The sequence below is a fragment of the Streptomyces sp. NPDC048560 genome (assembly GCF_040650955.1).
Classification (GTDB): Bacteria; Actinomycetota; Actinomycetes; order Streptomycetales; family Streptomycetaceae; genus Streptomyces.
This window is the reverse complement of sequence record NZ_JBEZIJ010000001.1, coordinates 1,248,016-1,267,108: the sequence shown is the minus strand read 5'-3', so window position 1 is coordinate 1,267,108 and position 19,093 is coordinate 1,248,016. Positions and strand designations below refer to the sequence as shown.

Genomic DNA, 19,093 nt, shown 5'->3' with positions numbered 1-19,093 from the left:
CTCCACCCCTACGGGGCGGATCCCCGCTACGTGACCCGGTCGGCCGGGCCGGCGTTGCGGGGGCCCGCCCCGTAGAACTTCTCCGTCTCGTCGACGGCCACCTTGAAGCGTTCGTCGAAGTCGTCGCGGACGAGCGTCTGGAGCACGTAGTCCTGGACGCTCATTCCCCGTCTGGCGGCGTGCTGCCGGAGCCGGTCGAGCAGCTCACCGTCTATCCGCAGGCTGAGCACTGTCGATCCCATGGGAAGCAGGGTTACGTTCCCGAGGGGCCCCGCACGCCGCTTTTTGAAGTCGGCTCACTCGTTCGAGTGATCAGTTCTTGTTTGCGTACGGCCAAAAGGCGGGCCCATGGGCATTCCATCCGTGACCTGGGTGTAACCGAGTGGTCTTTAGAGTAGGTAATGAGTTAAGCTAACGAACATGCCTGACCTGATCCACGACGGCGAAAGTGCGGCCGCCGTGAGCTCCCTCCGCTCCGCCGTGATGCTGCTGAGCCGACGTCTCAAGCACCAGCGAGTCGACGAGTCGCTGAGCCCCACCGAGATGTCGGTGCTCGGCACCCTCGCCCGCTGCGGTTCCGCCACCCCGGGTGAGCTGGCCCGCAAGGAGCACGTACAGCCCCCGTCGATGACCCGCATCGTCGCGCTGCTGGAAGCCAAGGGACTGGTCCGGCTGGAGCCGCACCCCGACGACCGTCGGCAGAAGCGGGTCAGCCAGACCGAGCAGGCGGAAGCCATGCTCGAAGAGAGCCGCGCCAAGCGGAACGTCTGGCTCACCCACCTCGTCGAGGGCCTGGACGAGGACGAGTGGGCGACGCTGCGGGCCGCAGCGCCCGTACTGGAGAAGCTCGCACACATGTGACCCCCGGGCGCCACCGGACCACCGCCGGGGCGCCCGCCGTCACGTCCCCGTCAGCCAGAACGCCGTATACGCCCGAGGAGGCGAACCCTTTTGAGTACGGGATCCGGAGCAGACTCCGCCCCCGCACCGACTTCCACCCACGAGAGCAAGACCGGCGGGACCTTCTCGTCGCTGAAGATCCGTAACTACCGCCTGTTCGCCACGGGCGCCGTGATCTCCAACACCGGTACCTGGATGTCCCGCATCACGCAGGACTGGCTCGTCCTGAGCCTCACCGGTTCCGCCACCGCCGTCGGCATCACGACGGCGCTGCAGTTCCTCCCCATGCTCCTCTTCGGCCTGTACGGCGGTGTCATCGCCGACCGCCTTCCGAAGAAGCAGATCCTGCTCGTCAGCCAGGCCATGCTCGGCCTGTGCGGCATCGCGCTGGCCGTCCTCACGCTCTCCGGCGCGGTCGAGGTCTGGCACGTGTACCTGATCGCCTTCCTGCTCGGCATGGTCACCGTGGTAGACAACCCGGCCCGCCAGTCGTTCGTCTCCGAAATGGTCGGCCCCGCACAGCTGCGCAACGCGGTCAGTCTGAACTCCGCGAACTTCCAGTCCGCCCGGCTGATCGGCCCCGCCGTCGCGGGTGTCCTGATCACGACGGTCGGCAGCGGCTGGGCCTTCATGTTCAACGGTCTCTCGTTCCTCGCCCCGCTCGTCTGCCTGCTGATGATGCGGGCGAGCGAGATGCACGCCTCGGTGACGGTGCCCCGCGCCAAGGGCCAGCTGCGGGAGGGCCTGCGCTACGTCTCGGGCCGCCCCGAGCTGATCTGGCCGATCGTCCTGGTCGGCTTCGTCGGCACGTTCGGCTTCAACTTCCCGATCTGGCTGACGGCCTTCGCGGACGAGATCTTCCACGGCGGCGCCGGGATGTACTCGTTCTTCAACATCCTCATGGCACTGGGCTCCCTCGCCGGCGCCCTCCTCGCCGCCCGCCGCCGCTCCACGCGGCTGCGGATGCTGGTCGCGGCGGGCAGCGCGTTCGGTCTCCTGCTGATCACCGCGTCCCTGTCGCCGTCCGTGTGGATGTTCTCGCTGCTGCTCGTCCCGATCGGGATGCTCGGCCTGACGACGAACATCACCGCGAACACGAGCGTCCAGATGGCCGCCGACCCGGAGATGCGCGGCCGGGTGATGAGCCTCTACATGATGGTGTTCGCCGGGGGTACGCCGGTGGGCGCCCCGATCGTCGGCTGGATCAGCGACCTCTACGGCGTCCGCACCGGCATGGCGGCCGGCGGCGTGTTCTCGCTGCTCGCCGCACTGGGCGTGGGCTTCGCCCTGGCCCGCGTCGGCGGCCTGCGCCTGAAGGTCGACCTGCGCCCGGGACACCCGCACGTACGGTTCGTCCCGCGCGAGCAGCTGGCCACGGCGGCGTGACCACGCCGGACCGCCCTCCTCCCGCACGGACAACGCGGGAGGAGGGCGGTTTCGCGTATGCGCGGGGTGTGGCCCCCACGGCTGCCAGACTCCGCGCATGAGACTGTTCGCCGCCGTCCTGCCGCCCGCCGAGGCCGTCGAGGAGCTGGACCGGGCCCTCGTCCCCGTCCGGGCGCTTCCCGGGGCCGTCACCCTCCGCTGGACCGCCCGGGAGAGCTGGCACTACACACTCGCGTTTCTCGGCGAGGTGGACGAGGAGCTGCTGCCCGAGCTGTACCGGCGGATGGAGCGCGCAGCCCACCGCACCGACCCCTTCCCGCTGCGCGTGCACGGTGCGGGACGCTTCGACGGGCGGGCGCTCTGGGCCGGGGCCGCGGGCGGGCTCGACAGCCTGCGCCTGCTCGCCGAACGCGCCGACGCCGCCGCCCGCAGGTCCGGGGTGGCCATGGAGGAGCACCGCCGCTACACCGCGCACCTCACGCTCGCCCGCAGCCGGGCCACGATCGACCTGACCCCGTACACCGCCGCGCTCGGCGGCTTCGAGGGGATGCACTGGGAGGCGGACGAGCTGAGCCTCGTGCGGAGCCGGCTGCCCGTGGACGGGGTGCCGGGGGAGCAGCCGCGCTACGAGGTCGTCAGGGCCTGGCCACTGGGACGCTGAGCGGTGCGGTTACGCTCGACGGGTGGACCCGAAGACCAGAAACCGCATCATGGCCGCCGTGCTCGTGCTCATGTTCCTCGTCGTCGCCGTGGCGGCCGCCGTCGGAGGATGACGACGACGGCCGCACGGCTGATCCGACTACCAGGCGAAATTCTCCGGGGACGGCCCCGGGCCCGGGAAGATCTCTTCCAGTGAGGCCAGCACCTCGTCCGAGAGTTCCAGCTCGATCGCGCGCAGAGCGGAGTCGAGCTGCTCCTGCGTGCGCGGGCCGCTGATCGGCCCGGTGACGCCCGGCCGGGTCAGCAGCCAGGCGAGACCCACCTCGCCGGGCTCCAGACCGTGCTTGTCGAGCAGGTCCTCGTACGCCTGGATCTGCGCCCGCACCTTGGGATCGGCCAGCGCCTCACCGGACCGGCCGGTGGTGGACCGGGCGCCGCCGCCCTCGCGCTCCTTGCGGAGCGCACCGCCGAGCAGCCCGCCGTGCAGCGGCGACCACGGGATGACACCGAGGCCGTACTCCTGGGAGGCCGGGATGACCTCCATCTCGGCGCCGCGCTGCATCAGGTTGTAGATGCACTGCTCGCTGACCAGTCCGTACGAGCCGAGCCGCTTGGCCGTCTCGTTCGCCTGGGCGATGCCCCATCCGGGGAAGTTGGACGAGCCCGCGTAAAGGATCTTGCCCTGCTGGATGAGTACGTCGACGGCCTGCCAGATCTCCTCGACCGGGGTCTGCCGGTCGATGTGGTGGAACTGGTAGAGGTCGATGTGGTCCGTCTGGAGCCGCTTGAGGCTCGCCTCGACGGACCGGCGGATGTTGAGTGCGGAGAGCTTGTCGTGGTTCGGCCAGGCGTCCCCGTCGGCGGCCATGTTGCCGTAGACCTTGGTGGCGAGGACGACCTTGTCGCGGCGGTCACCGCCCTCGGCGAACCAGGTGCCGAGGATCTCCTCGGTGCGCCCCTTGCTCACCCCCCACCCGTAGACGTTCGCGGTGTCGAAGAAGTTGACCCCTGCCTCCAGGGCGGAGTCCATGATCGCGTGACTGTCGGACTCGTTGGTCTGCGGTCCGAAGTTCATCGTCCCGAGGACGAGCCGGCTGACCTTGAGTCCCGTGCGTCCGAGCTGCGTGTACTTCATGACGCCCAAGCCAACGCCTTCGAGCGCGCTCGAAGCAAGGGGCGGTGTCCGGCTCTACCCCGCGGCGAACCGGTCGAGGGCCGACAGCACCGCCCGGGTGGTCGCGGGACCGCCCAGGTGGCCCGCGCCGTCGATGACGGTCAGCTCGGCGTCCGGCCAGGCCTTGGAGAGTTCCCACGCCGTGACGAGGGGCCCGCCCAGATCGAAACGGCCGTGGATCAGCACACCGGGAATGCCGGCCAGCCGCCCCGCGTCGCGGATCAGCTGCCCCTCCTCCAGCCAGGCGCCGTGCGCGAAGTAGTGCGAGCAGATCCGGACGAACGCCCGCTGCGCGCGGTCCGGACGGCCGCTGTACGGGGAAGGGCCCGTGTACGTCTCCTGGGAGAGCACGGCGTCCTCCCAGGCACACCAGTCGGCCGTCGCCGCCGCCCGTACCTCCGGGTCGGCGCTCTCCATCCTGCGCGCGTACGCCGCGACGAGACCGCCGGGGCCGTCCGCCTCCGGCACACCCGCCCGGAACGCGTCCCAGGCCTCCGGGAAGATGGCACCCGCACCCCGGTACAGCCAGTCGATCTCGCTGCGCCGGGTCGTCGTCACGGCCGGGATGACGATCTCCGAGACACGCTCCGGGTACTTCTCGGCGTACGCCAGGATCAGTGTGGAGCCCCAGGAACCCCCGTACAGCAGCCACCTGTCGATCCCGAGCCGGGTGCGCAGGCGCTCCATGTCGGCGACCAGGTGGGCCGTGGTGTTGTGCCGCATGTCGGCGGCCGGGTCGCTCGCGTGCGGGGTGGAGCGGCCGCAGTTGCGCTGGTCGAAGAGGACGACCCGGTACCGCTCCGGGTCGAAGTACCGCCGTGACCCGGCGCCGGTGCCCGACCCCGGGCCGCCGTGGACGACGAGCGCGGGCTTCCCGGCCGGGTTGCCGCAGACCTCCCAGTGGACGAGGTTGCCGTCGCCGACGTCGAGCATTCCCTGGTCGTACGGCTCGATGGGCGGGTACTTCGCGTGACGGTCGCGCTCCATGGATCAGTGGCCCTTGCACTCGGTGAGCTCGGGCAGGCCGGGCGGGTTCTCGCGGCCCGTGAGCGGGGAGAGGTTCTTCTTGTAGAGGTTCGCCCAGACCTTGCCGCCCATGACGTCCCTCAGCGCGGCACACACCTCACCTTTCAGGAGCGGCGAATTGGGGCGCATCCCCACGCCGTATCCCTCCGCACCACCGACGTTCTCCAACTGGCGCACCTTGCCCGGGTTCGCCTTCACGTAGCCGGCGAGGATCACGTCGTCCGAGGCCACCGCGTAGATGTCCGACGTCTTGTCGAGGAGCTTGTCCAGGCAGTCCTGGTAGGTGTTGGGCGGGGACGGCACCAGCTTGAACCCGGCTGTCGGCAGCCACGACTCGTAGGTGGACTCCCGGGCGGTGCACACCTCGACCTGGAGCGATTTGAGATCGCTGGTGTCGTTGATCTCGTACCTGCTCGACTTCTCCCGCACCAGGAATCCACGGCTCGCCTTGTAGTACGGCCCCGCGAAGTCGACGCTGTAGCCGGTGGGCGGCGCGGTCTTCCGCTCGTCGGTGATGCTGTACGAGGCGATGACGAGGTCCACGACCTCGACCTCCAGAGCGTCGTCCCGGTAGTCGCTGGCGATGGTGCTGAACTGGACCTCACCGCGCTCGTATCCCATGCGTTCGGCGATCTCGTAGGCCAGGTCGACGTCGTAACCCGTGTACGTGTCCGTCTTCTTGTCGTGCTTGCTCAGGCCCGGCTGATCGCCCTTGACGCCGATCTGGAGCTCCGGGTGGCTGTCCTTCCACCGCGTCTTCGGCCCGGCTCGGCCCGGGTCGGCGCTCTCGCCGCTCTCGCCGGCCTTTCCGCTCCTGCCGTCATCGTCGCCGTCGGGCAGTGCGATCCAGCCCGCGCCGGCCAGGACGACGGCGCCCAGCGCCACGGCCGCCGCCTTGACGGGCGTCGTCCGGAGGCGGGAAGCGGGCAGGGGAGCGGGTGCGGGCGAGGGTGCCGGCTCCGGTGATGGAGGGGGCGTGCCGGATCCCGTCGTCGGCCCCGGGTCGAGGACGCGCTGGAGCATCGCCTCGGCGCGGGCCGCGCTCAGGCGCCGGCGCGGGTCCCGGGACAGCAGCCCCTCGATGACGGGAGCAAGCGGCCCCGCGTACCGGAAGGGCGGCACCGGCGACGCGTCGACAGCCACCTGTACCTCCCACTGGTTCGCCCCGCGGAAGGGTCTGCGGCCCTCGACCATCTCGTACAGCGTGACGCCCAGCGCCCACAGGTCCGACGCGGGCGTGGCCGTACGGGGCGCGGGCGCCGAGGAGTCGAAGAGCTCGGGCGCCAGGTACTCGGGGGTCCCGATCACCGCCCCCACCTGGGTGACCGTCAGCGCGCCGTCGAACGTGGCGATGCCGAAGTCGACCAGGATCGCCTGCCCGTCCTCGCCGACGACCACGTTGTGCGGCTTCACGTCCCGGTGGACGACATCCGCCGCGTGGACGGCACGCAGGCCCCGGAGGATCTGGAGGGCGATGCGGGCCGCCCTCGGCACGGTGAGCGTCTCCTCGCTCCGCAGCAGGTCGGCCAGGCTCCTGGCGTCGAGGAGCTTCATCACGATCCACACCTGGCGGTCGGTCTCCACCTGGTCGTGGACCGTCACCACGTTCTGGTGCTCGATCTTCGCGATGGCCTGCGCCTCACGGCGCGCCCGCTCCATCGCCTCCGCCTGCGACGCGCCCGTCATGGCGTTCCGGTCGAGGAGTCCCTTGAGGGCGACGAAACGGCGGAGCTTCGTGTCCTGGGCCTTCCAGACCTCGCCCATCCCGCCGTGCCCGATCGGTGTCAGCAGCTCGTAGCGGCCGTTGATCACCATGCCCGGTACGGGAGGCCCCGTGTGCCGCACCGTCCCGGGCGGTGCCTGGGCAGCGTGCGCGTCCGCCTCGTGGCGTCGGGCGTCGGGCCAACCGTCGGGACCGCTGGCGGAACCGTCGTGCTCACCGCCGTCGGCCATGTCTTCCTCGGACATACGGCCCCCCTGTTCGCGCTCTCCGTGGATCACGCCACAGTAGACGTTCGCCCAAACCGGCGTGCGGTACGACGACTTGCGATTCCGCAACGACCGCCCTCCCGGACGGGAAAGCCCTTAGGAAGCGGATCCCCCGTTGCTCTTCAGCAGCTGGCCGTTGACCCACTGGCCTTGCGGGGAGCACAGGAACTCCACCAGGTGGGCGGTGTCCTGAGGGGTGCCCAGACGGCCCAGCGGTGTGGCGGCGCGGCAGGCCTCCTCGATCTCCTCGGACATCCAGCCGGTGTCCACCGGCCCGGGGTTGATGACGTTCGCGGTGACCCCCAGATGGGCGAGCTCGTGGGAAGCGGCCTGGGTGATCCGGTCCAGTGCGCCCTTGCTCGCCCCGTAGGGAAGATTGCCGACGGTGTGGTCACTGGTGAGGGCCACGATCCTGCCGGTCCCGGCGGCGGCCCGGAAACGGAGCCCGTACTCGCGGATCAGCAGCCAGGTGGCGCGGGCGTTGACCGCGAAGTGCCGGTCGAAGCTCTCGACGGTGGTGTCCAGCAAGCCCGAGTCGACGGATTCGGCGTGACAGAGGACCAGGGCCGTGACGGGGCCGAGGCGGCGTTCCGCCTCGTCGAAGATCCTGGACGGCGCGTCGGGGTCCGAGAGATCCGCCTCGATGGAGGTGGAGCGTGCCCCGGAGGCACCGAGTGCGGTGGATATGGCCTCGGGGGCACCTTCCTCGACGCCCCACGTCATGCGCTTGTCGTACGGAGTCCAGTAGGTGAAGGCGATGTCCCAGCCCGAGGCGGCCAGCCGGCGGGCGATCCCGGCCCCGATGCCGACGGTGCGTCCCACGCCGGTGATCAGAGCGACAGGGCGAGGATGTTCGGTGGTAGTCACGGCAAGCGATCATCCGGGAGGGTGCCGGGCACGGCAAGCTCTTTCCGGTGCCCCCGGCGTAGCCTGGACGCCGTGAACGCGACCCCGCACGTACTGGCCGTACTCGACGACGTACTCGCCTCCCTCACCCCGGACGACCGGGGCTCCCTGTGGCAACTGTCCGAACAGGGTCGTGAGTTGGACGCCAATCTGGTGCACCTTCCGGCCGGTGCGGAGGTGGGCGAGCACCAGGAGAACACCCTGGACGTCCTCCTGGTCGTCCTCGCGGGTTCCGGCCGTCTGACGACGGGACCGGATACCGCCCTCGACCTCACCCCGAGTGCGGTGACGTGGCTGCCGCGTACGTCCCGCCGCGCCCTGGCGGCGGGGCCGGAGGGGTTGTCGTACCTGACGGTGCACCGGCGCCGGCCGGGCCTGTCGATCGCGGCTCCGGCTCCGGTCACGGCCGAGGGCGGGGAGGCTCCCTGCCTGCTGGACCGGGTCTGCCCGGGGTGCGGCCGGGTGGCGGAGGGAACGGCGCCGAAGTTCTGCGCCGAGTGCGGGGAGCGGCTGGCGGGGCGCTGAGGGGCAGGCCCGTTGCGCTGTCCGCCGTCCGTTACCGCTGTCCGCCGTCAGAAGCGGAAGACGGCCCCGGTCGCGGAGTCCAGCGCGCAGGCGTTGGGGTACGTCCTGCTCCAGTGCACGGGGCGGCCCCGGAAGGTGCCGTCCGCCCAGGCGGTGACCGGGTCGAACTCCCTCGTGCACCCGTGGGCATCGCCGGGCAGCGCGTCGAGTTCCCCGCCCGCCTCGACGAGCTCGGCGCAGGCTGCCGCAGGGTCGGAGTGACGGTCGGTACCGGTGGCGGGGCAGGTGAGCACGACGGTGCGTGCCCAAGTCCTCCCGGACCCGGTGACGGAGAGCGCCAGGCCGAACTCCTCGACGGCGAACGAGCCGGAGGGGACGGGGGCGGATGCGGGGCCGGGCGTCGACGCGAGGGAGGGGGCGGCGGCGTGGGACGTACCGGCCAGGCCGATGCCGAGGAGAACGGCCGCGACAGCGGCGGTTGTCTTGTTCATGGTCGGCTAACGACTTGGCCGTGAACACGTCACTCCGCCGCGAGGCTGTCCGGGTGACTCAGACGGAGGCGTCGGCCGCGAATCCGACGAAGGACACCCAGGCGGCGGGGGAAAGGGCGAGAGCGGGGACGGCGAGATCCTTGGAGTCGCGGACGTGGACGGCGTGGGGGCAGGTGGCGACCTCCACGCAGTCCCCGCCCTCGTTTCCGCTGTAGCTGCTTTTGAACCAGTGGAGGTCGGGGCTCATAGTTCCTCTGCCATCTTCTCGATCATTTCCAATGACTCCTCCGGAGTGTATGCGTGGGCTCTGAGAGCGCCATACTTGCCGAACAGAATCCCTAGGTCCGGCTGTTGAGTGACGAAGAAGCTACCGCCCTGGCCTTCGATGTAGGCCAACTGCCGTCGTTCGGCGTTCTCCAGCAGAACGAAGGGTCCGTCGAGTCCGGGGTGACTCTCCCGCTCCGGTGACATCAACTGGATCTTCACGTGCCGCTGCAGGGCCACATGCAGCAGGTGGTGCAGCTGCTCCTTGAGGACCCGTCGCCCGCCGACCGGTCGGGTGAGCGCGACCATCTCCAGAACGAAGCTGATGTCGGGCAGCGGTCTGCGCGAGAGAAGGCTCTGCCGGTCGATACGCGCCGCGACCTTGGCCTCGACCTCCTCGTCGTCGTACGTCGGGTAGCGGCCCGACAGGACGGCTCGTGCGTAGGCCTCCGTCTGAAGCAAGCCGGGCATCACATGGGTTTCGTACGCGTGGCGGGCAACCGCCCCGGCCTCCTCCTCCGCGAAGCCCGTGAACCAGTGGGGCAGCGGATTGGTGCTCAGCTTCAACGTGACGGCGATCAGTGCACCCTGTGCACCCACTGCCTCGTCCGCCTGTTGGGTGAACGCCCCCTTCGGTGGTCGATCACCCCGTTCCACCATGGCCACCTGGGACTTGGAGTAGCCGATCCGGGCGCCCAGTGCCTCCTGTGACAGCCCTGCCCTTTCGCGGAAGTGGCGGAGCAACTGGCCGAACATCTCGGCGTTGCCGTCCCGTTGATCACTGGAGTGCACAGCCCACCTCTTACGTACACCGCTGTTCACAGACTTCATGTGGCCCTGGTCACGTTAAGTGTTTGCCGCAACGCTTTACGCATGGAACAGCGAAGTTCACTTACTCCGGTGCCGAGCTGGGTGCCCGCCTCCGGGCACGCCATCCGGCACGCGGGAATCCACTCCGACGCGGTACGGGCGATCGGTCTGCTCGGGGAGCAGATCGCGTACGAGATCATGCAGTTCACCGACTTCCAGGCCGGGCCGATCGTCCGCTCGGGCATCGGTGAGCGCAGCATGTTCTTCCTGCTGCCGCCGCAGACCGTGGCCGCCTACCACTGGCCCCCGGGGACGCGGGCGCTCACGAGGGACGGGCGGGGGGCTGCGTTCGTCGGGGTGCCCGCGCTGGACGGGGCGACCTGGCCACTGGACTGGCGCTCCCGGCCGTCGGCCGAGGTGCCGTACGTCGACCCGTCGTTGCTGCACGAACTGACCCTGGGGGTCCTGGCCCAGAGCCATTGAGGAGCGGATGGGCCGGTACGCGCCACGAAGACTCCGCACTGCGAGCACCCCCCGAATCTCCGGCCCACGAGCTGTCCCTGGAGGGGTTTGATATCGAAGGCGGCGGGATCTGCGGTACCGTGATCGCGTCATTACGCTCTGTGCGCGTCCGCGCATAGGGCGGTCCCCGGCGGTGCTACCAACACCTCTCCGGGGACCTTCACCCACCAGTGGAAGCACGAGTCCACCAGGATGCTTTGGCATGCTATCGCGCCCTCTCGGCGCTTCACGAAGGCTTCGCACGATGTCGTGCGGCATCCGCGTCTGTGCAGTGACGCGAAGATCCTCCTCCTGTACGTGCAGGGGCTCCCCGGCGAGAACATCGACCGGCCGCTCGGTGAGCACGCGCGCAAGCTCGGGATCACCGGGCGGGCGTATCAGCGGGCCAAGGCCGAGCTGGTCATGCACGGGTTCGTGCATGAGCGGCGGGAGACCGCCGGAGGCGGGCGCTGGGTCACCGTGCAGCTCTTCTCCAATGTGCCGCTGACCGACGACCAGGCGGCGCGACTGCGGGTGGGGGGCGCGGCCGACGGCGAGGTCCCGCCGAGTAAGCAGTCTCCGACGGTCGGCCGTCCGAGGGACCGGACGGCCGGTGGCTCACTACCGGTGGACGAAGAACTTGAGAAGAACACACCCCACCTCCCTCCCGAAGCGGAGACGGCTCCCGAAGTCGCCGAGGCCGAGCGCGTGTTGCTGTCCCTGCGGCATGAGCGGCGCGGGCTGCACCTCGGGGTGCGGGAGGCCAGAGGGCTTGCGGAGACCGCCGCCGAGTGGTTGCGGCGGGGTGTCGGCGCGGATGACCTGCGCAGGGCGCTGACCAGCGGGCTGCCCGAGGGCGGTGTGCGGTCGGCGGTCGGATTCCTGCGCCATCGGCTCGTACACAAGCTGCCCGGCGAGGCCGTGCCGTCTGAGCCGCGGTCCCCGGAGCCCGCGCCGCAGTTCGTGATGTGTGCCGGGCCGGGCGAGGAGCACGTGTTCCGGTCCGTGGGCGGTGCGACACACTGCGGGCCGTGCGGGCGGGAGGAGTTGCGGGAGGTCTGGGCGGCCTGGAAGGAGGAGGCGGCGACCCTGCCCGAACCTCTCCCCTGGCGGGAGCGTTTCGCTGAACTGGCCGCGCTGCGTGCCCGCGAGTCCGAGCTCTGACGGTCGCAGGTGCGGGCGGCCGATGGTGTGGCGTAGCCGACGCCCCGCCCGTGGGGCGAGGACAATGTGGGGCTCCCAAGACGGGGTGGTGCAGCCGCCTGCTGTGCCCATGATCCTGAGGAGGACCGGTGACGGACACCAAGGTGGAGCAGCGGACCGGAGCATCGGGGGACCGGTTTCGGACGCAGGTGCGCGAACAACTGCTCGAAGCGGGGCTGGAGTTGTTCGGGGTGTACGGGTACGCCGATACGACCGTGGATGCCCTGTGCGACGAGGCGGGGGTGCCGGAGGAGGTGTTCCGGCAGGAGTACGACTCCCCCGAAGGTCTGCTGATCGCGCTGCACAACCGGGTGTCGACGAACGGGATGCGCGCGGCGGAGAACGTCCAGCTCGCCGAGGACATCGACGAGTGCACTCCTCAGGCCCGGGTGCGGCGGCTCTTCGACGCGTACGTGGCGGCCGTGACGCGGGATCCGCGCGAGGCGCGCGTGGCGTTCGTCGAGGTTCTGGGAGTCAGCCCGGCCGTGGACGAGCACTGCAGGCGCTGGCGGGAGACCTGGGTCGAGTTCTACGCCGCCGCGACGGATCGGGCGGTGGGCCGGGGCGAGGCGGTGAACACCGACCACAGGGCCGACGTGATCGTCATGGTCAACACGATCCTGGAACTCATGGCCCACCACAGCCGCCGCCCCCGCCGGGCACGGCCGGAAGACGTATCGGGTGAACTGACGTACCTGGCGCTCACGTTGCTGACGGCCGGATAGGGGACGGGCCGGGCAGCGGAGCAGGCGGGATCACGGTGCCCGGCGTACGCCGGGTTACCCGGCCGGCTGTGAGACCGCCGCGGTCATGATCGAGTCCTGGGCGACGGATGACGGCGCCGCCGTGCACGACGTGGCGGAGACTCTCGGGCCCGCGGCCACGTACGGTCCGCCGACGCCCCACGCCTGGTGCATCGCGTCCGCGAAGGCGGCGGCCAGTTTGTGTTCGCCGGTGGGGCCGGGGTGGGTGCCGTCGTACGTGTCCTCGTGGATGTCGTAGTCCGACGGGTGCGAGGCCAGCAGGACGGGGGACGTCGGTTCGTCGAGGTCGGCGACAGCCTTGGCCAGGAGCACGTTGAAGCGGTCGCACTCGGCGGCGAAGGGGGCGTCGGACTCGGCGCGGACGTTCGGTATCACGGGCAGGAGCACGGCCCTGACGTGCGGGTTCGCGGTGCGGGCCGCTGCTATGAAGGCCCTCGCGTTCGCGGCGGTCTGCTCGCTGTTCGTGTAGAAGCCGAGGTCTATCAGGCCGAGCGAGACAAGCAGGACGTCGGCGCCCGTCGCGGTGACCGTGCTCGCGATCGCCGGGGCCATGTGGAGCCAGCCCTCGCCCCAGCCTGCCAGGTGCCGCCGCGCGGCGGCGGGGAAGGCGTGGTCGCCGTACGCGTACGAGACGGGGGCGTTCGCCCCGGTGTCGTACAGCTCCGTGCGCGGGCCGACGATCTCGTACCCGCCGGGCAGAGTCGCTTCCAGGTGCTGCCACATCCGGTAGCGCCAGGTGAGGTCGCCGGAGCTCCCGATGGTCATGGAGTCGCCGACGAAGAGAAAACGCATGGCGCAATCATTGCCGATCAACGCTCCGGCCTGCGACGTGACGATGGACACTTGTGCCATGCGTGCGTATCTGACTGCTTCCGCGGCCGCCCTCCTGCTCGTGCTGACGGGGGCGGCCCCGGCCGTGGCCGACGACGGAGCCGACCAGAGCTTCACGATTGAGGACCCCAGGATCACCGAGTCCAGCGGCCTCGCCGCGAGCCGGCTCCACCCGGGCGTCTACTGGACGCACAACGACAGCGAGGACGGCCCCTACCTGTACGCCGTCGACTCCCGCACCGGGAAGACCGTCGCGACGATCACCATGCGAGGGGTGGGGGAGCCCCGCGACGTGGAGGCGGTGTCGATCGGGCCGGACGGGAACCTGTACGTCGGGGACATCGGCGACAACCTCGACGGGTCGTGGGACCACGTCTGGATCTACCGCTTCCCCGAGCCGAAGCGGCTGGGCGACGCCACGGTGCGGGCGACCCAGTTCGACGTGACGTACGCGGACGGGGCGCGCAACGCCGAGGCGATGATGGTGCACCCGAAGACCGGACGGGTCTACATCGCCTCGAAGAACGAGGACGGCGGCGGGCTGTACGAGGGGCCCGCGCGGCTCTCCACGGGCGGGAACAACGTGTTCCGGCGGGTGGGCGAGGTGCCGTGGGTGACGGACGGGGCGTTCTCGCCCGACGGTACGCGCCTGGTGCTGCGCTCCTACTTCAGCGCGCGCGGGTACGCCTTCGAGGACGGCAGGCTCGGCGACGACAACCGGGTGGACGCGCCGTTCCAGGGCCAGGCCGAGTCGGTGACGTACACGGCGGACGGTTCGGCGCTGATGTTCGGCTCGGAGGGGGCGGGCAGCGGTGTGGTGCGGGTGGACGTCGGGGACGGGGGCGGAGGGGGTTCGGCGGCGCCGTCAGGGAAGCCGGGGGACGGGGCCGCGGCGGACACGGGCGCGAACGGCGACGAGGGCGACGGCCAGAAGGGCAGCGCCGCGCTCGGCGCGGTGATCGTCGGGGCGGCGGCCGTCGGCGCGCTGGTCCTGAGGCGGCGCCGCAGGGCCGGGTGAACCGGGCGCGTCAGACCTCGTCCGTGACGGGGCGCAGCTCGTAGTGGAGCGTCCGGTCGCGCTTGATCTTGTGGATCAGGGGAACGGCCACGCCGTGCAGCGCCGGATACTTGCGCGACAGTGTCCGTGCCGCGTGGGTGTTCTCCTCGGAGTCCTGCGGCAGCAGCCGCGCCCAGGCGCGGACCGGCGGCCCCGTGGGCGCGCCCCGCACGGTGCAGGGGGCGATGTCGACGACGGGGTGGTTGCGCATCCGGTCGACCTTCCACGCCGACGAGAAGGTACGGATGTAGGCGTGATCGCCCTCGACGGCGATGCTCACGGGGGTGTGGGCGGGGGATCCGTCCGGCCGGCGGCTGCTGAGCAGGACGGTGTACTGCCTGACGAAGGGGCGGAGCTCCGGAACGGTGTCCATACCTCCATTGCCGCACGAAACGCCTGTCGCCGCACGGAGCGGCAGGGCGCGTCCGCCGCGCACCCCCTAAGCTCCGGCCCCATGCCGATCAACGGGCCCCGGCCCTTCTCCACCGCGCGCCTCGACGCACTGCCCCTGGAAGCCGGATACGCGCAGGAAATGGCCGTAGTCCTCCTGGACCCCGCCCTGCACACGTACACCGGGGGAGCGCCGGAGGACGCGGACACCCTGCGCGCCCGCTACGAACGCCAGAGCGCGGGATCACCCGACCCGGCGGAACTCTGGTGGAACTGGGTGCTCCGGGTGCGCGAGGAGGACCGCCTGGCGGGCTATGTGCAGGCGACCGTGCGCGGCTCCCGGGCGGAGGTGGCCTGGGTCGTGGGAACCGGTATGCAGGGCCGGGGGTACGCGAAGGAGGCGGCGGGGGGCCTGGTCGTGCATCTGCTGGGCGGCGGAGTCGTCCGTACGGTCGTCGCACACATCCACCCGCACCACGCCGCCTCCGCCGCCGTGGCCTCGGCGGCCGGGCTCTCCCCGACCGAGGAGCGGGAGGACGGCGAGGTGCGGTGGCGCGTGGACGCGCACTGCCTCTAAGGTGCGCCACCATGACCGAAGCCGACTTCCTGAACGCCACCCGGACCTCGTACGACACCATGGCCGTCGGATACGACGAGCGCTTCCGTGAAGAGCTGGCCGCCAAGCCGCTGGACCGGGCGGTGCTCGCCGGGTTCGCCGAACTCGTCCGGGAGGGCGGGGGCGGGCCCGTGGCCGATGTCGGCTGCGGTACGGGGCGGGTGACGGGCCATCTGCGGGGGCTCGGCCTGGACGCGTTCGGCATCGACCTGTCGCCGGGGATGCTGGCGGTGGCCCGGCGGAACCTTCCCGGAGTGCGGTTCGAGGAAGGGTCGATGCTCGGCCTCGACCTGCCGGACGGCGGCCTCGGCGGGCTGCTGGCCTGGTACTCCACGATCCACGTGCCGGACGAGCGGCTGCCTCAGGCGTTCGGCGAGTTCTTCCGGGTGCTGGCTCCCGGCGGTCACCTCCTGCTGGGGTTCCAGACGGGGGACGAGGTGCTGCACCTGACGGACGCGTGGGGGAGCGACATCGACCTCGACTTCCGCCGCCGCCGGCCGGAGTGGATGGCAGGGCAGCTGATCGAGGCCGGGCTGACCATGACGGCCCGCATGGTGCGCGAGACCGATACCGAGGGCGAGTTCCCGGAGAGGACCCCGCAGGCGTTCCTGCTGGCGCGGAAGCCGATTGTCAGTGGTGCGCGCGAGGATGGTGGCACCAACTGAGGGGGAGGCCGTCATGGGCACCTGGGACATCGGTCACTTCGACAACGACACGGCCGCCGACTTCGGCGGCACCCTGGACGACGCCCCGCCGGGCAAGCGTGAGGCGCTGCTCAGGGACGCGCTGACGGCGGTGACGGGCACGGGGCCCGGGGAGTACCTCGACGGCGACGAGGCGGCGGTGGCGGTGGCCGCCGCCGCGCTGATCGCCGCGCAGTGCCCCGGTGGGAAGCCGGTGACCACGCCGTACGGGCCGGACGAACCGCTGCCCCCGCTCGCTCCCGAGCTTCGCGCCCTGGCGGTGAGTGCTCTGGACCGGGTGGTGGGCGCGGAGTCCGAACTCCCCGAGCTGTGGGCCGATGCCGGGGCGGACGGACTGTGGGCGGCGGGCATCACCGAGCTCCGGGAGGTGCTGGCGAGGGCGGCGGGGTGACGCTCAGTCGGTGCGGTGGGTGCCGGTCGCCCCGTCGACCAGTTCGCGGACGATGTCCATGTGCCCGACATGGCGTACAAGGTCTTCCAGCATGTGGATGAGGACCCAGCGCATCGACACGGTCTTCCCGTCCCACGAGGTGCCCGCCTCGTCCAGGTCCGTCTCCTCGATGGCCCGGTCCGCGGCGGCGCGGGCGCGGCCGTAGAAGGCGAGTATCTGCTCGGTCGTCTCGTCAGGGGAGACCGTCATGTCGTCCGTGTACGGGTCGAACCACAGCTTCTCGGTCTCGCGGCCGAACGCCGAGCAGAACCAGCCGTATTCGACGGTGGCGAGGTGCTTGACCAGTCCCAGCAGGTTCGTCCCGGTGGGTGTCATGGGGCGGCGCAGTTGTTCGTCGTCCAGCCCTTCCAGCTTCCACAGCATCACATCGCGGTGGTTGTCGAGGCTGGCGTGCAGCGATTCCTTCTCGCCGCCTGCGGTGTACGGCACGGGCTTCGTCATGCCGGGGAAACTAGCAGCGGGCACTGACAGCGTTCACGGGCGGGACCGGCCGGCCTTGACCAACTCGGCTACGTCGAGGGTTACTTCGGCGCCGATGGACGCGGGGAGAACGGCCGACTGCCCCGGCGCGTACACCTCGTGCCGGTCGTAGGCGCCGCCGACGGCCTCTGTCAGTACGTGGACGCGGCCATGGCGGCGGTCGAGGATCACGTACACCGGGATCTTGGCGTACGCGTAGGCGGCGACCTTGTGGCGCAGGTCGTTCTGATAGTTGCTGGAGGTGACCTCCAGGACCAGGCGGAAGACGGCGGGGTCGTAGGTGGAGTTCTCGGCCCGGTGATCGTCGAAATCCGCGTCGACGACGGCGAGGTCGGGGATGGCGTAGTCCTCGGGCCCGCCAGGCAGCCACAGGCCGATTCCCTGGAGGACCCTCGACTCCTCGCCGTGGAGTCCTGCGGCGAGGAAGGGGACCATGAGGCTGGTCAGTGCGTCGGCGTGCGGGCCGTCCGGGGGTGGGGCCACGGTGATGACGCCTCCGATGATCTCGACGCGGTAACCCGGGGGAAGCTGCTCCGAGAGCCGGCCGGCGCTGTCGAGCAGGGATTCCGGCTCACCGTCACAGGGGTGCTCGACTGCTGCTGCAGACATTGCGGGCCTCCTGGAATGGCTGGTGTCGAGAGCATCATCGTAGGACGATGCCCGGACGCGTGTCCTGTACGCGATGGGCCACCCGGTCGAGTGAAACGGGAACGGCCCCGCACACGGGGTGTGTGCGGGGCCGTTCCTCCGAGGTGCGTCAGCGCTACAGCTTCTCGATCACGTAGTCGATGCAGGCCGTCAGGGCCTGGACGTCCGACGGGTCGATCGCCGGGAACATCGCCACGCGCAGCTGGTTGCGGCCCAGCTTGCGGTACGGCTCCGTGTCGACGATTCCGTTGGCGCGCAGCACCTTCGCGATCGCCGAGGCGTCGATGTCGTCCGAGAAGTCGATCGTGCCGATGACCTGCGAGCGCTTCGCCGGGTCGGTGACGAACGGGGTCGCGTGCTTCGACTCCTCCGCCCAGCCGTACAGGTTCTGCGCCGACTGCGCGGTGCGGCCGGTGGTGAAGTCCAGGCCGCCCTGGGTGTTCATCCACTTCAGCTGCTCGTTCAGGAGGAACAGCGTCGCCAGGGCCGGGGTGTTGTACGTCTGGTTCTTCAGCGAGTTGTCGATCGCCGTCGGGAGCGAGAAGAACTCCGGGATGTGGCGCCCCGACGCGTGGATGCGCGCCGCGCGGTCCAGGGCCGCCGGGGAGAACGCCGCGATCCAGAGGCCACCGTCGGAGGCGAAGGACTTCTGCGGGGCGAAGTAGTAGACGTCCGTCTCGGTGATGTCGACCGGGAGGCCGCCCGCGCCCGAGGTGGCGTCCACCAGGACCAGGGAGCCCTCGTCGGCGCCCGCGACCCGCTTGACGGGCGCCGCGACACCCGTCGAGGTCTCGTTGTGGGTGAACGCGTAGACGTCCACGCCCGCCTCGGCCCGCGGGTCCGGGTGGGTGCCCGGGTCGGAGGCGATGACGGTCGGGTCGGCCAGCCACGGGGCGAGCTTGGCGGCCTTCGCGAACTTGGACGAGAACTCGCCGAAGTTCAGGTGCTGGGACTTCGATTCGATCAGACCGTGCGTCGCGACGTCCCAGAAGGCGGTGGAGCCGCCGTTGCCGAGGACGACCTCGTAACCCTCGGGGAGGGAGAAGAGGCTGCGTACACCGTCACGTACCTCGCCGACCAGGTTCTTCACCGGAGCCTGGCGGTGGGACGTACCGAGGAGGGAGGTGCCGGTGGCGGCCAGCGCGTCGAGCGCCTCCGTCCGCACCTTGGAAGGACCGGCGCCGAAGCGTCCGTCGGCGGGCTTGATGTCAGCGGGGATCTGGATGTCGGCCACGAGCCGGAGCGTAGTCGGTCCGGTGCAGGGTGGCAGGCCCTGTCCGTCGGATGAGACGCGCGCTCCAGCTCGTGGACGGCGGC

24 protein-coding genes are annotated in these 19,093 nt (G+C 70.5%); 11 read left to right on the top strand and 13 right to left on the bottom strand.

All coding sequences use genetic code 11. The annotated features are described in order from the left end of the window. Nucleotides 1-26: 26 nt before the first annotated feature. Nucleotides 27-242 (bottom strand): hypothetical protein, encoded by a 216-nt coding sequence (locus AB0C82_RS05725; protein ID WP_362836566.1) that lies wholly within the window; start codon nt 240-242, stop codon nt 27-29. A gap of 178 nt (nt 243-420) precedes the next feature. Here AB0C82_RS05725 and AB0C82_RS05720 point away from each other — a divergent pair, with 178 nt between their 5' ends. The 3 genes from AB0C82_RS05720 (at nt 421) to thpR (ending at nt 2,947) form a co-directional block, all read left to right on the top strand. After that, on the top strand, nt 421-861 hold the full coding sequence (locus AB0C82_RS05720) for a MarR family transcriptional regulator (protein ID WP_362836564.1): 441 nt from the start codon (nt 421-423) through the stop codon (nt 859-861). 90 nt (nt 862-951) lie between these two features. Beyond that, nucleotides 952-2,286: an MFS transporter gene (locus AB0C82_RS05715; protein WP_362836562.1), complete on the top strand. Its 1,335-nt coding sequence runs from the start codon at nt 952-954 to the stop codon at nt 2,284-2,286. Between the two features lie 97 nt (nt 2,287-2,383). Continuing rightward, entirely contained in the window at nt 2,384-2,947 is a 564-nt protein-coding gene (gene thpR, locus AB0C82_RS05710; protein ID WP_362836560.1) for an RNA 2',3'-cyclic phosphodiesterase, read from the top strand. A gap of 138 nt (nt 2,948-3,085) precedes the next feature. Here the strand turns inward: thpR and AB0C82_RS05705 are convergent, their stop codons facing one another. The 4 genes from AB0C82_RS05705 to AB0C82_RS05690 form a co-directional block, all read right to left on the bottom strand. After that, nucleotides 3,086-4,081 carry an aldo/keto reductase gene (locus AB0C82_RS05705; protein ID WP_362836558.1) on the bottom strand — a complete coding sequence of 332 codons (996 nt, stop codon included), beginning with the start codon at nt 4,079-4,081 and terminating at the stop codon, nt 3,086-3,088. A 54-nt stretch (nt 4,082-4,135) separates the two neighbouring features. After that, nucleotides 4,136-5,107 (bottom strand): prolyl aminopeptidase, encoded by a 972-nt coding sequence (gene pip / locus AB0C82_RS05700; RefSeq protein ID WP_362836556.1) that lies wholly within the window; start codon nt 5,105-5,107, stop codon nt 4,136-4,138. 3 nt (nt 5,108-5,110) lie between these two features. After that, nucleotides 5,111-6,961 (bottom strand): serine/threonine-protein kinase, encoded by a 1,851-nt coding sequence (locus AB0C82_RS05695; protein ID WP_362837077.1) that lies wholly within the window; start codon nt 6,959-6,961, stop codon nt 5,111-5,113. 270 nt (nt 6,962-7,231) lie between these two features. Continuing rightward, the gene (locus AB0C82_RS05690) at nt 7,232-8,002 is read right to left on the bottom strand and encodes an SDR family oxidoreductase (protein WP_362836554.1); all 771 of its coding nucleotides are present in this window, start codon (nt 8,000-8,002) and stop codon (nt 7,232-7,234) included. 72 nt (nt 8,003-8,074) lie between these two features. On the opposite strand from AB0C82_RS05690, the gene AB0C82_RS05685 reads away from it, so the two are divergent. After that, nucleotides 8,075-8,566 carry a hypothetical protein gene (locus tag AB0C82_RS05685; RefSeq protein ID WP_362836552.1) on the top strand — a complete coding sequence of 164 codons (492 nt, stop codon included), beginning with the start codon at nt 8,075-8,077 and terminating at the stop codon, nt 8,564-8,566. A 47-nt stretch (nt 8,567-8,613) separates the two neighbouring features. On the opposite strand, the gene AB0C82_RS05680 is transcribed toward AB0C82_RS05685, so the two are convergent. The 3 genes from AB0C82_RS05680 to AB0C82_RS05670 are packed head-to-tail and all read right to left on the bottom strand — an operon-like array spanning nt 8,614 to nt 10,113. Then, nucleotides 8,614-9,057 (bottom strand): SSI family serine proteinase inhibitor, encoded by a 444-nt coding sequence (locus AB0C82_RS05680; protein ID WP_362836550.1) that lies wholly within the window; start codon nt 9,055-9,057, stop codon nt 8,614-8,616. A gap of 58 nt (nt 9,058-9,115) precedes the next feature. Beyond that, the gene (locus AB0C82_RS05675) at nt 9,116-9,304 is read right to left on the bottom strand and encodes a DUF397 domain-containing protein (RefSeq protein ID WP_362836548.1); all 189 of its coding nucleotides are present in this window, start codon (nt 9,302-9,304) and stop codon (nt 9,116-9,118) included. Then, nucleotides 9,301-10,113, bottom strand: coding sequence for a helix-turn-helix transcriptional regulator (locus tag AB0C82_RS05670; protein ID WP_362836546.1), 813 nt, complete (start codon nt 10,111-10,113; stop codon nt 9,301-9,303). The genes AB0C82_RS05675 and AB0C82_RS05670 overlap by 4 nt, the downstream gene beginning before the upstream one ends. 81 nt (nt 10,114-10,194) lie before the next feature. Between AB0C82_RS05670 and AB0C82_RS05665 the strand changes: the two genes are divergently transcribed. The 3 genes from AB0C82_RS05665 (at nt 10,195) to AB0C82_RS05655 (ending at nt 12,560) form a co-directional block, all read left to right on the top strand. Further along, on the top strand, nt 10,195-10,614 hold the full coding sequence (locus AB0C82_RS05665) for a hypothetical protein (RefSeq protein WP_362836544.1): 420 nt from the start codon (nt 10,195-10,197) through the stop codon (nt 10,612-10,614). 231 nt (nt 10,615-10,845) lie between these two features. Further along, entirely contained in the window at nt 10,846-11,796 is a 951-nt protein-coding gene (locus tag AB0C82_RS05660; protein WP_362836542.1) for a hypothetical protein, read from the top strand. 128 nt (nt 11,797-11,924) lie between these two features. Further along, a complete protein-coding gene (locus AB0C82_RS05655) occupies nt 11,925-12,560 on the top strand; it encodes a TetR/AcrR family transcriptional regulator (RefSeq protein ID WP_362836540.1) in 636 nt (211 codons plus the stop codon). A 54-nt stretch (nt 12,561-12,614) separates the two neighbouring features. Here AB0C82_RS05655 and AB0C82_RS05650 read toward each other — a convergent pair whose 3' ends face one another. Further along, complete coding sequence (locus AB0C82_RS05650; protein WP_362836538.1) at nt 12,615-13,391, bottom strand: GDSL-type esterase/lipase family protein; 777 nt, start codon at nt 13,389-13,391, stop codon at nt 12,615-12,617. 58 nt (nt 13,392-13,449) lie between these two features. Between AB0C82_RS05650 and AB0C82_RS05645 the strand changes: the two genes are divergently transcribed. Continuing rightward, entirely contained in the window at nt 13,450-14,448 is a 999-nt protein-coding gene (locus AB0C82_RS05645) for a WD40 repeat domain-containing protein (protein WP_362836536.1), read from the top strand. Between the two features lie 10 nt (nt 14,449-14,458). Here the strand turns inward: AB0C82_RS05645 and AB0C82_RS05640 are convergent, their stop codons facing one another. Then, a complete protein-coding gene (locus tag AB0C82_RS05640; RefSeq protein WP_362836534.1) occupies nt 14,459-14,860 on the bottom strand; it encodes a PPOX class F420-dependent oxidoreductase in 402 nt (133 codons plus the stop codon). Between the two features lie 81 nt (nt 14,861-14,941). Here AB0C82_RS05640 and AB0C82_RS05635 point away from each other — a divergent pair, with 81 nt between their 5' ends. From AB0C82_RS05635 to AB0C82_RS05625, 3 genes are read left to right on the top strand one after another with little or no spacing between them, the layout of a single operon-like run. Next, nucleotides 14,942-15,454 (top strand): GNAT family N-acetyltransferase, encoded by a 513-nt coding sequence (locus AB0C82_RS05635; RefSeq protein ID WP_362836532.1) that lies wholly within the window; start codon nt 14,942-14,944, stop codon nt 15,452-15,454. 11 nt (nt 15,455-15,465) lie between these two features. After that, on the top strand, nt 15,466-16,158 hold the full coding sequence (locus AB0C82_RS05630) for a class I SAM-dependent methyltransferase (protein ID WP_362836530.1): 693 nt from the start codon (nt 15,466-15,468) through the stop codon (nt 16,156-16,158). A 13-nt stretch (nt 16,159-16,171) separates the two neighbouring features. Next, the gene (locus AB0C82_RS05625) at nt 16,172-16,588 is read left to right on the top strand and encodes a DUF4259 domain-containing protein (RefSeq protein ID WP_362836528.1); all 417 of its coding nucleotides are present in this window, start codon (nt 16,172-16,174) and stop codon (nt 16,586-16,588) included. A 3-nt stretch (nt 16,589-16,591) separates the two neighbouring features. Here the strand turns inward: AB0C82_RS05625 and AB0C82_RS05620 are convergent, their stop codons facing one another. From AB0C82_RS05620 to serC, 3 genes are all read right to left on the bottom strand, one after another. Beyond that, on the bottom strand, nt 16,592-17,089 hold the full coding sequence (locus AB0C82_RS05620) for a DinB family protein (protein WP_362836526.1): 498 nt from the start codon (nt 17,087-17,089) through the stop codon (nt 16,592-16,594). A gap of 33 nt (nt 17,090-17,122) precedes the next feature. After that, nucleotides 17,123-17,737 carry a Uma2 family endonuclease gene (locus AB0C82_RS05615; RefSeq protein ID WP_362836524.1) on the bottom strand — a complete coding sequence of 205 codons (615 nt, stop codon included), beginning with the start codon at nt 17,735-17,737 and terminating at the stop codon, nt 17,123-17,125. A 154-nt stretch (nt 17,738-17,891) separates the two neighbouring features. Next, on the bottom strand, nt 17,892-19,010 hold the full coding sequence (serC, locus tag AB0C82_RS05610) for a phosphoserine transaminase (protein ID WP_362836522.1): 1,119 nt from the start codon (nt 19,008-19,010) through the stop codon (nt 17,892-17,894). Nucleotides 19,011-19,093: the final 83 nt, after the last annotated feature.

Bases quoted from the DNA above. Each gene is read 5' to 3' on its own strand.
- AB0C82_RS05720 (WP_362836564.1), top strand. From the start codon at position 421: ATGCCTGACCTGATCCACGACGGCGAAAGTGCGGCCGCCGTGAGCTCC.
- AB0C82_RS05725 (WP_362836566.1), bottom strand. From the start codon at position 242: ATGGGATCGACAGTGCTCAGCCTGCGGATAGACGGTGAGCTGCTCGAC.
- AB0C82_RS05650 (WP_362836538.1), bottom strand. From the start codon at position 13,391: ATGCGTTTTCTCTTCGTCGGCGACTCCATGACCATCGGGAGCTCCGGC.
- AB0C82_RS05620 (WP_362836526.1), bottom strand. From the start codon at position 17,089: ATGACGAAGCCCGTGCCGTACACCGCAGGCGGCGAGAAGGAATCGCTG.
- AB0C82_RS05665 (WP_362836544.1), top strand. From the start codon at position 10,195: ATGGAACAGCGAAGTTCACTTACTCCGGTGCCGAGCTGGGTGCCCGCC.
- thpR (WP_362836560.1), top strand. From the start codon at position 2,384: ATGAGACTGTTCGCCGCCGTCCTGCCGCCCGCCGAGGCCGTCGAGGAG.
- AB0C82_RS05635 (WP_362836532.1), top strand. From the start codon at position 14,942: ATGCCGATCAACGGGCCCCGGCCCTTCTCCACCGCGCGCCTCGACGCA.
- AB0C82_RS05695 (WP_362837077.1), bottom strand. From the start codon at position 6,961: ATGGTGATCAACGGCCGCTACGAGCTGCTGACACCGATCGGGCACGGC.
- AB0C82_RS05640 (WP_362836534.1), bottom strand. From the start codon at position 14,860: ATGGACACCGTTCCGGAGCTCCGCCCCTTCGTCAGGCAGTACACCGTC.
- AB0C82_RS05645 (WP_362836536.1), top strand. From the start codon at position 13,450: ATGCGTGCGTATCTGACTGCTTCCGCGGCCGCCCTCCTGCTCGTGCTG.
- AB0C82_RS05660 (WP_362836542.1), top strand. From the start codon at position 10,846: ATGCTTTGGCATGCTATCGCGCCCTCTCGGCGCTTCACGAAGGCTTCG.
- AB0C82_RS05705 (WP_362836558.1), bottom strand. From the start codon at position 4,081: ATGAAGTACACGCAGCTCGGACGCACGGGACTCAAGGTCAGCCGGCTC.
- AB0C82_RS05675 (WP_362836548.1), bottom strand. From the start codon at position 9,304: ATGAGCCCCGACCTCCACTGGTTCAAAAGCAGCTACAGCGGAAACGAG.
- AB0C82_RS05630 (WP_362836530.1), top strand. From the start codon at position 15,466: ATGACCGAAGCCGACTTCCTGAACGCCACCCGGACCTCGTACGACACC.
- AB0C82_RS05680 (WP_362836550.1), bottom strand. From the start codon at position 9,057: ATGAACAAGACAACCGCCGCTGTCGCGGCCGTTCTCCTCGGCATCGGC.
- pip (WP_362836556.1), bottom strand. From the start codon at position 5,107: ATGGAGCGCGACCGTCACGCGAAGTACCCGCCCATCGAGCCGTACGAC.
- AB0C82_RS05615 (WP_362836524.1), bottom strand. From the start codon at position 17,737: ATGTCTGCAGCAGCAGTCGAGCACCCCTGTGACGGTGAGCCGGAATCC.
- AB0C82_RS05625 (WP_362836528.1), top strand. From the start codon at position 16,172: ATGGGCACCTGGGACATCGGTCACTTCGACAACGACACGGCCGCCGAC.